The sequence below is a fragment of the Lysinibacillus sp. NPDC092081 genome (assembly GCF_044755845.1).
Classification (GTDB): domain Bacteria; phylum Bacillota; class Bacilli; order Bacillales_A; family Planococcaceae; genus Lysinibacillus.
Window position 1 is genome coordinate 25,114 of the sequence record NZ_JBIVRU010000023.1, and the last position, 12,624, is coordinate 37,737.

A 12,624-nucleotide genomic window follows, 5' to 3' on the forward strand; every position below is an offset into this window, starting at 1 on the left:
ACAGAAAACATCCGCTACGCTGCAGGGTCTCGGACCAACACGATGTTGGTCACGAAGGCGTTATCACAGGATGTGATGGTTTCAGCCTTCGTTCCTTTATTGCTGATCCCCGAGGAGTCGCCCAGTCTCCACTACAATCAACTTATATACCTAACATACATTCAAAAAAATGTCATTCTCAACTATGGTACTGAGTCTAAAAAACCTCTACTTTACTATATCCTACAATCACTTTCTTTTCTGTTAACATGCTGTTAAGAAAAACTTATTACTTTTATAGAAAATAAAATGATAAAGAGATGCCCGTTTGTGCGAACATCTCCTTAAATTTATAACATGATTCAGTAATAGTTTTCACTCTTAGTGAACTAATGACTGTTTAGATAGTCTCGAACTTCAAACTAAGGAGTCATTCAATAATCGTTGCATATCTATGTTTAAGTTACTTGTGAATTGTAAACTCTCACCTGTCAAAGGATGAAGCATCTTTAAGGACACACAGTGTAAGGCTTGTCTATTTATATGCTCTCGACTTCCACCATAAAGTTCATCTCCAACAAGTGGATGTCCCACATAGGCCATATGCACACGGATTTGATGTGTACGCCCTGTGTGCAACTTTAGTTGTATATGTGTCATCGGTTCATCATGTAAATAAAAGCGCCTTAAAATTGTCACATCTGTATGCGCAAATTGACCATCCTCACGCACCTCTCGCTCAATGATACTTGTCTCCTTGCGTCCAATAGGAGCTATGATGGATTGTACTTCTTGTGCCACATGTCCATGTACAATTGCTTCATATTGTCGAGAAATCTCTCCACTGCGCTGTGCAAGTCCCGTTAAATGATGAATATGAGCATGTTTGGCAATGCATAGCAAGCCAGAAGTATCACGATCAAGTCTCGTTACGATATGAGCAGTTGATGCTAGACCTTGCTGCTGAAAATGACCACACACTAGATTAGCTACGCTATGCGTTGGATGCTCACGCGAAGGAATCGTACTCTGATGTGCAGGCTTCTTAAGCACTAAGATAGCTTCATCTTCATAAATAATAGAAAGTTCACCATGTTCAACTGCCAGCCCTTCACTTTTTTCTTCAGGAGGGAATTTAACTGCAACTCGATCCCCAACGTGAAGTGGATGTCGAACATTGCGTTCAACATCATTCACTGTCAGTAATCCTCCATCAAATTTAATAGCCGTTAAAGCTCGCTTGGAGATGCGCCATTCAGTTAAGGCCTCCCTTAGTAGTTGGCCTTCCTTTTCTACTATAAAATGCAGTGTAAACCTTGTATCCATATTACTCATTTGCCACGAATGATTCATGTACTCGTTCCCAGAATGGGAATGGACGGAAACGTGCAAAACGGACTCTTTCAGTTGCTACATTAAAAGCAATCGACTTCACATCGCCTTGCGTGACTTGTAAATGATCAACTGTCATATTAAAGTTTTGCTCATTTACTGGACGTAAAACACAGTGATGGTGTGCTGGTAAAATGAGTGGTGAACCAACTGTACGGAAGACACGGTTATTGATAGATGCTATCTCAGTGATTTGGAGTGCTGCTAAAGTCGGGTGAATAATTGCTCCACCGAGGGCTTTATTATAAGCTGTACTACCAGAAGGAGTTGACACACAAAGACCGTCTCCACGGAAACGTTCAAACTGATTACCATTTAACTCTACATCCATAACAAGTGTGACATCTGGTGATTTCACAGTTGCTTCATTTAACGCTAAATACGTATTAGATTCCGCATTATGATGCTCCACCTTTACCGCTAGTAGTGGATACTCCACAACGTTAAAGTCTTTTTTAGCAATGGACAAAACAAGCTTTTCTAATTCAGATGGTTTCCAATCCGCATAAAATCCTAAATGTCCCGTATGGATACCTACGAAGGCAACCTGATCTAGCAAATGAGAATATCGATGAAAGGCATGTAGTAAAGTGCCATCTCCTCCAATAGAGATTACGATTTCAGGAGCCTCTTCATCATAGGTTAATCCAAAATCTTGCAAATACGTTCTAGCTAGCTCCATTAATTCGTTCGACTGTGCATCTCTACGTGATTGAATGGAAAATTTCATTTTGTGTCACGCTCCTTCTCCGATAATAAATTAGGATTCGATGCTTCTTTGTATTCACTAAAATAGGCCTGCGCTTCTTGTATCTCACTACGAATGGACGACATTTCCTCATCCAATCGGAAGGCGGCCTCCGCTGCACTTTGAAGGCGATTTTTTATTTCCTCGGGGAACATGCCTTTATATTTATAATTTAAAGAATGCTCAATTGATGCCCAGAAATTCATGGCTAGTGTTCTTATTTGAATTTCAGCTAATACCACTTTTTTCCCCTGTATCGTCTCTACAGGATATTCGACAATCATATGATATGAGCGGTATCCACTTGGCTTATTATGTGTAATATAATCACGCTCTTCCACTACACGCATATCTTTACGCTGACGTATTAGTTCCGTAACTGTGGAAATATCATCTACAAATTGACACATAATACGTAAGCCTGCGATATCCCCTAGCTCATCACCTAGTCGTTTAGAAGGCTCAAAGGCAAGCCCTTTTTCTAATGATTTATCGTATATACTTGCTAAAGGCTTTACACGTCCTGTCACAAATTCAATTGGCGAATTTGCATTAACAATACCAAACTGTGAACGCATACCTTTTAATTTTACTTTTAACTCATCTACTGCTTGTTTATAAGGACTCAAAAATATTTCCCATTGTCCCATCGCAAAAACCTCCCGACATTCGGTATCGAACAAAACCAACACCGTCTGTTCGTTTTGTCTTTTTATTCAGCAAGAATTGCCTTGAAGTGTTGTTCCACCGTTTGGACAAATTCCGCCCCATAATTGTAATTTCCTTCAATATTATACACGAGCATTTCCAGTTCATCGTAAAAATTAGTAAGCTCAATAACTTCTTCACCTAGTTGTAGCTTTGGATTTTGCTTTTTTTGTAAAATATGTACAAGTTGCTCCCAACTACTCGGTGAAAAACGCAAGTAATGATAATTCTCTCCTGCATCAAGTAAATAAATAAACGCAAAGTCATCAGAATCTGCAATTAATTGTGCAGCAGGTTTTAACTGTAAATTTGCTTCAATGTCGTTTAAACTAAAATGAAGTTGCTCGTTTTCAAAATTCAATGTTTCTATTGTATAAATTTTACGCACATGCGGTTCCCCTTTTCGTCTTACTCTTCCTCTTATTTTATCATAGAGGGTAAATAGTTGCAGTGTGTAAATATTAAATCGACGATTAAACTTTAACTCATAAGCATAACGTGGGGTTGATTTCCGTTCCGACTGGGCGCCTTCCTGGGGGCTTCCGATGAGCCGTAGTGAAGAGGAAATAACCATTTTCATATCAACAACCTTCTTTCTCCTAATCAACACACGAAAAAAAATTAAAATAAGCAGGTGAGCATATGGCACAACAACTTGAAATAGAATTTAAAAATCTCTTAACAAAACAACAATACGAACATTTATTGCAAGAATTCAATATTCCCGAAAATGCTATTCATCGTCAAACAAATCATTATTTCGACACACCTTCTCAAGCTATTCGGAAACGACAAAGTGGGCTTCGTATTAGACAAATCGACAAATATTTTGAATGTACTTTAAAAGAAAAAAATGCAGAGCATGCACATTTAGAAACAACTGACGAATTAACTGCTGAGCAAGCTAAGAAAATGCTTGTTGGAGAAGGTTTCTATGCCCAAGAAGTAGCAAAAAGACTAGCTCTCTTCAACATCCCTTTAGAAGAATTAGCAGTATTTGGTTCACTAACAACTGATCGTGTCGAAATTCCTTATAAGGATGGTCTACTAGTGTTCGATCATTCTTTCTATTTGCAGTGCGACGATTATGAGGTAGAATATGAATCAAAAGATGAAATAAAAGGAAATTCAATCTTCGACGAATTTCTACAGCAATATGGTATCGAAAAACGGGCTACAGATAAAAAAATCGCACGTTTTATGAAAGCATTACAAATGAATGAATAAACAACAGTAGCTTAACTAGTATACAAGAAAGGGTGACAAACTCCTTGGATATCCAATCACTCAGAACTTTACTTGACATTCAAGCATTACAAACACTAGGATCTTCAGAAAATTCATCGTCAAACAATCTTACAGACAGCAATTCTATGTTTTCAGACATGATTAGCGAATTGCTCGGCGACTCAACTACTGCTAACAGTGCAAAATTATCTAGTTTGCTCGGAGGTGTATCAAACGCTTCGTCATTGATGAATCAGTTTAGTAGTTTAAATGGGTTATCTGAAGACATGCAAAATAGTGCCTATCAATCATTACTTTATAATGGTTCTAATAACGTCTTTATACCTTCTGCTGTACAGGCGGCATTAGCAAATACACAATCTAGTACAAAACTCGACTCCTATGTTTCGGATAATGTAATTGGTTCAACAGCGTATGCCAATTCATTAGCAGGTGCGAACCAATACGCTTCGATTATTCAAAAGGCAGCATCTACATATAATGTACCTGAGAAACTCATCGCAGCTGTGATTAAGCAAGAGTCTAATTTTAATTCAACTGTGGTTAGTCATGCTGGAGCACAAGGATTAATGCAATTAATGCCAAAAACAGCGCAATATTTAGGGGTTACAAACGCCTTTGATCCTGAGCAAAATATTATGGCAGGGGCAAAGTATATGCGCCAATTGCTAGATAAATTTGATAATGATCCTACACTAGCATTAGCTGCTTATAACGCAGGATCTTCACGCGTTACAAAATATGGTGGCATTCCTCCTTTTAAAGAAACACAGAATTATGTCAAAAAAGTGATGAATTACTACACAGTTTAATCGCATAAACATTGTTAATACAGTCTTTTTCGGCAAATTTCACCCACGTGGTGAAATTTGTGCTTTTCTAGCGAAAAACATTTCGGAAGAGCGCTTTGTTTGTGTTAACGAAAAGACGTTGATAGAATAAAGGTAGTCACAAGAAATTCACATTTGTAAAGATGACCAAGTATAAAAATATACTTTACGATATAAAGAATTAAAGGGGCATTTAACTTATGAGTCGAAAATACACTGTTCCTTATGAGGAGCTGGGAGCCGAAAAGCTTTCAGAGCTAATCCATGCGTTCTATAAAAGAGTTGCTCAGCATCCTGATCTTATTCCAATCTTCCCGAAAGATTTGACAGAGACAGCCCGCAAGCAAATTCAATTTCAAACACAGTATTTAGGTGGACCAAATCTTTTTACTGAGGAGCATGGACATCCAATGATGCGTGCACGCCATATGAATTTTCCGATTACACCTGATCGTGCTCAAGCTTGGCTTGAATGTATGTCCGAAGCGATGGATGAAGTTGGGTTAGAAGGGAAGTTCCGCGAAACTTATTATCAACGTTTAGTATTAACAGCTCATCACATGATTAATACACCAAATGACGATGAGGGGGAATTGTTACGTGAATAATATTCAACTGTTGCAAGAGCCAACTCCTGAGTTTTCTACTGTTAATAAGCCTATTGAATTGTATATTTTCGTAGATCCACTTTGTCAAGAAGCTTTTAATATGCAAGCCATTCTTCGTAGGTTACAGCTAGAGTACAACCATTACTTTACATGGCGCCTTGTACTAAGCACGGAGCTTGCCTCTTTAAATTGTTTAAGTACGCGTGTAAAGGGTTGTGTATCAGGTATTGAGCTCGACATTAATCACCCTGTTTTACCATCTATCGCTATTAAAGCAGCAGAGTTACAGGGCAAACGTGCAGGAGCACGCTATTTGTCGAAACTACAAGAATATGTATTACTAAACAAGCAAGATGTCAATTCTTATGCTACGCTGTTAAAAATCGCAGAAGAAGTTCAATTAGACATGAATGAATTTTCTGCAGACTTTGGTTCAAAGGAAGCAGCACGCGCCTTCCAAAGCGATTTATATATTAAACGTGAAATGGAAGTTGATGAAGTACCTAGTATTGTATTTTTCAATGAATGTATTGAAGATGAGGGTCTTAAAGTTAGTGGTAGCTATTCCTATGAAGTTTATGAACATATTTTACAAGAGATGATGGATGAGCAGCTTGTGCGCCAACCATTACCAACAATAGAAACGTTATTTACAAAATTCCATACACTTTCAACAAATGAAGTAGCTTTTATCTACTCATTAACAGAACAAACAGCTGAACGCGAATTAAAGAAACGTATGCTACAACAAAAAATTGAACGAATTCAGACAGATCACGATACACTGTGGCGTATTAAATAATGCAATTATACTATTATTCTATAGAATAGGGACTTGTCCAAGATGCCCCTAAAAATAAAGCAAGTGAAGAAAACTTCACTTGCTTTATTTTGCCTTTTATTAGCTCCATCATTAACTTTCTCTCGGATTATACAAACTTGCTGTAAATAAATGCACAACCTCATCTATCATCTCATCGATATCCGGATTAATATGCTCATTTATATATGGTAATGTCAATTGAAAAACTAAAATTGATGACAGTAATGAATAGAAAAAATTCGCTGTATATTTAAAGTTCCCTTTTGGAATTTTCCCTTGCTCATGTAACTTAATTAAATAATTCTCTAAATGGTCAAATAACTTATTGGGGTATTCAAAGAACATTTTCTCAAACTCTTTGTCTTGTTGAATCTCACGCATGAGTACCCAAATAGTTTCCTTGACCGGAATGTTTTCTTCAAAATAAGCTTGCGCCAAGATTTTAAGATCATGCTCTATATCCCCAGTAAACGCCTCTTCTATTTTAGGAAAATAATCTCGGTCTGTTTTATGTGAAATAACACTCTCACGAAACAAATTCTCCTTATTTCCAAAGTGTCTAAAAAGTGTAATGTGATTCACACCGGCACGTTCAGCAATTTCACGTGTCGAAGTTCCAGCAAACCCCTTTTCACCAAAAAGTGTCAAAGCAGCATTAAGAATTTTTTCTCTTGTTTTCAACTTTGCCATTATGCCCACTTTCCTCCTCCGAACATAATTTGCTCAATATTATATCGGAATTAGAAAGTGATAGCAATCAGTTGCATTCAGTTTAATCAATTATGCCTCGGCATAATTGCGTCAGAGGCTTTAGGCCAACCGATGTTTTTTTGCGAAAGCGTAGTGCTAACGCAGCAACAACACACGATGTTGGTCACTCAGTCGTGTGTTGTTGCTGCCGCTTCGCTTTCGGTACCAAAACATCTGTAACTGACGCTTCGCTCGAGTTAACGTTTCATAGCAACCTCAAAGTTTCGTTCTCTCATATATTGCTTCATTCTTCTTGCATTTATGCCATTCAAATATGCAAAAACAGCACCAATTAACATGACAATTGCTCCAAATCTAAAAACTGCTTTATATGCTAAAGAAATATGATCCTTCATTATTTTTTCTAACGCTGGATAAAGATTTATTATTTCCTCCCTTTCAATGGCAAATCTCTTCTTAATTTCAGCATGTGCGTTATCTGGTGAAGATTTTAATAGTTTTTCCTCTTCGTCCGTTAACTTATGTAAAACATCCTGTAGTGACGATTTATTTTCTGTTAGCTCATTTTTATTGTTTTCGAATCGAAGCTTTAGCTTTTCCTTTGTATTATCACTTAGTTTACTTATTTCAACCTTTTCGATCATTTCCTTTTTTGCCGTTTTCATTTCGTTCTGCAGCATATGCTGTAGCATCACTACTAAAATTGCCACGCCAACCGCAGCACCAATTACACGACTTACTTGAAATAACCCTGATGCAATCCCAGTCTTTTCTTCGGGAACCTGCAAAATGAGCGCTATTGATAATGGACTAAAGATTAAACCCGATCCTAAACCGACAATCATTAAAACTCCGACAATAGCCCAAACCGATTGATTTGGTGAAATAAAACCTAACAAGTAGGTTCCTATACTAAATAATACATAACCAATGACACCAAACCATAATGTCCCCCATTTATTTGCTTTAGCTGCAAGAGGTGTAATGAGCATTGTCGCTATAGAAGATGAGCTAAGAATTAAACCCGCCTGTATCTGAGAAATTCCGTTTACTGTTGTTAAATAAAATGCCATTAAAAAGTAGACACACATCATACCGATTCCTAAACATAACAATGCGATATTCCCACATGCAAATTGATAGTTTTTAAACAAATGAACTGGAAGCATTGGATCTTTATTTTTTGATTCAATCTTTACAAACAATAGTAAGCCTATAACACTGCCAATTAAACAGCTAAGAACAAGTGGTGATGACCACCCAACTTCTTTCACTTGTAAAAGCCCGTATATGAGCGCAAACAATGACATACTAATTGTAATCATACCCATCCAGTCGATCTTCTTAGAAGCAGTAGGATCATACGATTCATGTACAAAAGTATGAATTAAACTTACTGCTAAAATTCCGATTGGTAAATTAATATAAAATATCCACTGCCATGAAAAATGCTCTGAGATGATTCCTCCAATTGTTGGTCCCAATGCTGTCGATATCCCTGCCATTATTCCAAATAGTGCCGTTACAATGCCAACCTTTTCAGGCGGAGTATGAACAAGTACTAAAGGAATACATACTGGAACAATCATTGCTGCAGCCAAACCTTGAATCGCACGAAATAAAATTAATAACTCAATAGATTGCGATATTCCACAAAGAACTGACGCAACCACAAACAAAATAAGCCCTATTTGAAATATTTTCTTCCTACCAAATTGATCTGCAAACCTTACCGCCGTTAGCAAAACAACGCCAAATGCAATGTTGTAGCTATCAATCACCCAAGAAATTTGATCAATTGTAGTTTCATAGTATGCTGTAATTTTTGGCAAAGATACATTCACAATAGTGGTGTCCAATAATGCCATAAAAAAACCTAGAGCCGCAGCAATTACAGGCATCATATAACTTTGTTTACTCTTCACTTTCTAACCTCATTCCATAATGTAATCATTTGATTGCATTATAAATAAAAAATAAAATGAATGCAACTGGTTGCATTCATTTTATTTTTAGAAAACAGTGATTAGGCTCTATATATTTATCGGAATGTTCTAGTGATTTATCGGAACATATTAGTAATTTGACGGAACGTTTCAGTGATTTATCGGAACATTTTTGAGTTTTATCGGAATACTTCACTGTTTGATCGAGATTTATAACAAAATAAAAGAAGCGCCACTATCCTCGACAGATAGTGACGCCTCTCTTTCACAAAGGGGATGGGAGAAATGTTCACGTTCAAACAAAGGGGTGTATGTTTGTTTTGTGATTTATTTCACATGAATCACTTTATCATGGAATAGTAAATATAGCAATAAATCCGATGGTAGATTCACAAATTTGTCAAATAGAAAGCGATTACAAACAGTATTTTTTCAAGATACGCACTTTTAAACATTTAGAAATCAAAAAAAATCATTATTCTTTAAATTTTTTTCGTTCAAATAATCATAGAAAAAAGGCTGTAGTGACATTCCTACAGCCTTACAAATTAATTATTCAACAATAACTTTTCTAACTCATTTAAACGTTCTTCAAATACTTTACATGCATCATCAATCGGTTTTGCAACGTTCATATCAACACCTGCTGACTTTAATACCTCAATTGGGAAATCAGAGCAACCTGCTTTTAAGAAGTTATTAATATAACGTTCTACAGCTGGTGTACCCTCTTCTAAAATCTGTTTACTTAATGTTGTTGCAGCTGATTTACCTGTAGCATATTGATACACATAGTAATTAAAGTAGAAGTGTGGAATACGAGCCCATTCTAAGCCGATTTCCTTATCTACAACAATATCCTCGCCGAAGTATTGTTTATTTAAATTATAGTAAACCTCTGTTAAACGCTCTGCTGTTAAAGATTCACCATTCTTATCCATTTGGTGGATTAGGTGTTCAAATTCAGCAAACATTGTTTGTCTGAAAACAGTACTTCTAAACCGTTCTAGCCAATTATTTAATAAATAAACTTTCTGTTGCGGATCTTCAACTGTTTTCAATAAATAGTCATTTAAAAGTTCTTCATTACATATCGAAGCTACTTCAGCTACAAAAATAGAATACTCGCCATAAACAAACGGCTGATTTTTACGTGAATAATAACTGTGTACACTATGACCAAATTCATGAGCTAGTGTAAACAGATTATTAACATTGTCATGCCAGTTCATTAAAATATATGGATTTGTTCCGTAGGCGCCTGAAGAGTAAGCTCCACTGCTTTTCCCTTTGTTTTCTAAGACATCCACCCAACGGTTATCAAGCCCCCCCTGAACAATGCCTTGATATTCCTCACCTAGTGGAGCTAAAGCCTTTACTAAAATATCCTTCGCTTCATCGTAAGTGACTTTCATATCGACTTCCTTAACGAGTGGAGCAAATAAATCCCACATATGCAGTTCGTCCACGCCTAAAAGCTTCTTACGTAATGAAATATAGCGCTGCATAGCTGGTAAATGCTTATGGACTGTTTCTACTAATTGATCATAAACACTTTCTGGAATGAAATTGTTAGACATTGCTGCGTGGCGTGCGGAATCATAATTACGGATACGTGCGCTGACATTATGCTTTTTAACATTGCCAGTTAATGTAGACGAAAACGTATTTTTAAAGTTACCGTAAGATTCATACATTGCTTTAAAGGCATTTTCACGAACAGTGCGATCTTTACTTTCTAGAAACTTAATATAGTTACCGTGTGTTAGTTGTACTTCTTCTCCATCTTCATTTTTCACTTTAGGGAAGACCATATCAGCGTTGTTTAACATACTAAATGTGTTTGAAGCCGTACCTGTAACCTCAGACATTTGTGCAAGTAATGCTTCCTGTTCTGTTGGTAATACGTGCGGACGTGCCATCGTTATTTCTTTTAAAGATTGCTTATACAGTTGTAAGTCTTTGTTTTCTGTTAAGTAACGTTCTATTGTTTCTTCACTCAATGATAAAGTCTCTGGTGTTAAAAACGATAGGGCAGCTGAGATACTGGTCGCTAATGTTTGAATACGACTATTCATATCCTGATAGAAGCTATTTGTCGTATCTTGGTCATTACGCATATGAGCATACGTGTAAAGCTTCATTGTACGTTGGTAAATATCATCGTGATAAGTTAGAACTGCTAATAACGCATCTGCACCATTTGTTAAAGTACCTGCATAGCTAGACGCCTTTTTTGCAAATTCTGCAACTTCTTTATACTCCTCTTCCCATAGGGCATCAGTTGCAAATATATCCTCCAAGCGCCAAGTTAATTCTTCTGGAACTTCATTTCTTACTAAAACTCGATTACTAGCCATGTGCCAGCCCCCTTTATATGTGAGTTATTCCTACTCCCGTATTTTCTCAGTATATTACGGCAATTGCAAATAAATGTGTGTACACCTGCTCACAAATATCTGGAAAACAACCGTTCTGATAACTTTTCGCCAGCACTATTCCATAATTTCTGATTGCTTGTACCGCTCGATTTGTAACCTCTACATTTTGTTGGATTAAAAACGATCGAATATTTCTCTCGTCTAGTTCATGAGGTGATAATTGTAAACGACGACAAAAATGATGTAAGATCGTTTGCCATTCAATAGAAAACATCGGTATTGCTTCCGCATCTTTTACCGGAATACCTACGTAATCAGGCATAGCAGTTAAAGCAAAGCGTAACTCATAACAACTTCGTAAAAATAAATCTTGTACCCCATTTCTACTATGGAATAATCGTTGGTATACGAATTGCTTACAATGCTTTTTATAAAGCTGCCAATAAAGATAAAATTCCTCTTTCGTAATTGACTTAGGCTCATAAAAAGGAAAATGTTGCTTGTGAATAGTTAGTTCTTGTACTTTACCTATAAAAGTATGCCCATGAACATGAAGAAGATTCGTCCAATAAATAAATCTCGATGTGTTTGCATCATAGGTCACTAAATAAGCCAAGCCTAGTGCTGTAGCATTTATCACCTTTTGCATAATTGGAGAAATAGAAATTTTTTGGATACCTTGTGTAGATTGTTTTTGAGGTGTTTGGAAAAGCCACAATGGCTGTATAGCATTGTTCTCATACCCAGATGTACGCATTAGCCACTTTTCATGAGAAATTGTACTACATTGAAATTCAATGGCAACTTGCTTTCGCTCCATTATCAGAAGCATATCTGGCCGTTGTGAAAGCTTCCGTAAATAAGGCTCCAGCTTTACTGTATGCCCTAGTTTTCTCAGCCATTCAAATAATTGGACTTTTCCTTGTAAATGAAGTTTAGATTCACCCTCTGCAAATAACTGTACACAACTATTATTAGCAATATGAGCGAAATGAGGGATATTATATTTACCTATCTTTAATTGGACAGGCTGTTGGCATTGAGGACAATAAAATTTCATCTGCTGTCTATATCGTTGTAAAGCTTCCCTTGAATATTGGTATGGGAGAAAAATCTGTTGCTGCTCGTTATAAGCCGTAAGCATAAAATCATCTCCTTTTTGACTATTGTAAAGGAGTGTTTTTATAGCAACAAATAAAGAACGGCTTTTTCCTAAAATTTAAAAATTGCTATCTTTTAAATTTTTACTT

The 12,624-nt window shown here is 36.6% G+C and carries 12 protein-coding genes; 4 read left to right on the top strand and 8 right to left on the bottom strand.

The features are described 5' to 3' along the window. Positions 1-396: 396 nt before the first annotated feature. The 4 genes from ACIQLB_RS21835 to ACIQLB_RS21850 all read right to left on the bottom strand — a co-directional run bounded on the left by ACIQLB_RS21835 (position 397) and on the right by ACIQLB_RS21850 (position 3,407). On the bottom strand, positions 397-1,305 hold the full coding sequence (locus tag ACIQLB_RS21835) for an RluA family pseudouridine synthase (protein WP_400730719.1): 909 nt from the start codon (positions 1,303-1,305) through the stop codon (positions 397-399). Position 1,306: 1 nt separating this feature from the next. Next, positions 1,307-2,101 carry an NAD kinase gene (locus ACIQLB_RS21840; protein ID WP_400730654.1) on the bottom strand — a complete coding sequence of 265 codons (795 nt, stop codon included), beginning with the start codon at positions 2,099-2,101 and terminating at the stop codon, positions 1,307-1,309. Further along, the gene (gene yjbM / locus ACIQLB_RS21845; RefSeq protein ID WP_400730655.1) at positions 2,098-2,769 is read right to left on the bottom strand and encodes a GTP diphosphokinase; all 672 of its coding nucleotides are present in this window, start codon (positions 2,767-2,769) and stop codon (positions 2,098-2,100) included. The genes ACIQLB_RS21840 and yjbM overlap by 4 nt, the downstream gene beginning before the upstream one ends. 62 nt (positions 2,770-2,831) lie before the next feature. Next, entirely contained in the window at positions 2,832-3,407 is a 576-nt protein-coding gene (locus ACIQLB_RS21850; RefSeq protein WP_400730657.1) for a UPF0738 family protein, read from the bottom strand. A 62-nt stretch (positions 3,408-3,469) separates the two neighbouring features. Between ACIQLB_RS21850 and ACIQLB_RS21855 the strand changes: the two genes are divergently transcribed. The 4 genes from ACIQLB_RS21855 to ACIQLB_RS21870 all read left to right on the top strand — a co-directional run bounded on the left by ACIQLB_RS21855 (position 3,470) and on the right by ACIQLB_RS21870 (position 6,315). After that, positions 3,470-4,054: a CYTH domain-containing protein gene (locus ACIQLB_RS21855; RefSeq protein ID WP_400730659.1), complete on the top strand. Its 585-nt coding sequence runs from the start codon at positions 3,470-3,472 to the stop codon at positions 4,052-4,054. Positions 4,055-4,098: 44 nt separating this feature from the next. Beyond that, positions 4,099-4,887, top strand: a complete 789-nt coding sequence (locus ACIQLB_RS21860) for a lytic transglycosylase domain-containing protein (RefSeq protein ID WP_400730661.1) — start codon at positions 4,099-4,101, stop codon at positions 4,885-4,887. Positions 4,888-5,105: 218 nt separating this feature from the next. Beyond that, the gene (locus ACIQLB_RS21865) at positions 5,106-5,513 is read left to right on the top strand and encodes a globin domain-containing protein (protein WP_049668151.1); all 408 of its coding nucleotides are present in this window, start codon (positions 5,106-5,108) and stop codon (positions 5,511-5,513) included. Beyond that, positions 5,506-6,315: a DsbA family protein gene (locus ACIQLB_RS21870; protein WP_400730663.1), complete on the top strand. Its 810-nt coding sequence runs from the start codon at positions 5,506-5,508 to the stop codon at positions 6,313-6,315. The genes ACIQLB_RS21865 and ACIQLB_RS21870 overlap by 8 nt, the downstream gene beginning before the upstream one ends. A gap of 111 nt (positions 6,316-6,426) precedes the next feature. On the opposite strand, the gene ACIQLB_RS21875 is transcribed toward ACIQLB_RS21870, so the two are convergent. The 4 genes from ACIQLB_RS21875 to ACIQLB_RS21890 all read right to left on the bottom strand — a co-directional run bounded on the left by ACIQLB_RS21875 (position 6,427) and on the right by ACIQLB_RS21890 (position 12,518). Further along, positions 6,427-7,026 (bottom strand): TetR/AcrR family transcriptional regulator, encoded by a 600-nt coding sequence (locus ACIQLB_RS21875; protein ID WP_400730665.1) that lies wholly within the window; start codon positions 7,024-7,026, stop codon positions 6,427-6,429. 257 nt (positions 7,027-7,283) lie between these two features. Beyond that, entirely contained in the window at positions 7,284-8,972 is a 1,689-nt protein-coding gene (locus tag ACIQLB_RS21880) for an MDR family MFS transporter (protein WP_400730667.1), read from the bottom strand. Between the two features lie 569 nt (positions 8,973-9,541). Continuing rightward, complete coding sequence (pepF, locus tag ACIQLB_RS21885; RefSeq protein WP_400730668.1) at positions 9,542-11,353, bottom strand: oligoendopeptidase F; 1,812 nt, start codon at positions 11,351-11,353, stop codon at positions 9,542-9,544. Between the two features lie 46 nt (positions 11,354-11,399). Then, positions 11,400-12,518, bottom strand: a complete 1,119-nt coding sequence (locus ACIQLB_RS21890) for a competence protein CoiA (protein WP_400730670.1) — start codon at positions 12,516-12,518, stop codon at positions 11,400-11,402. Between the last annotated feature and the right edge of the window lie 106 nt (positions 12,519-12,624).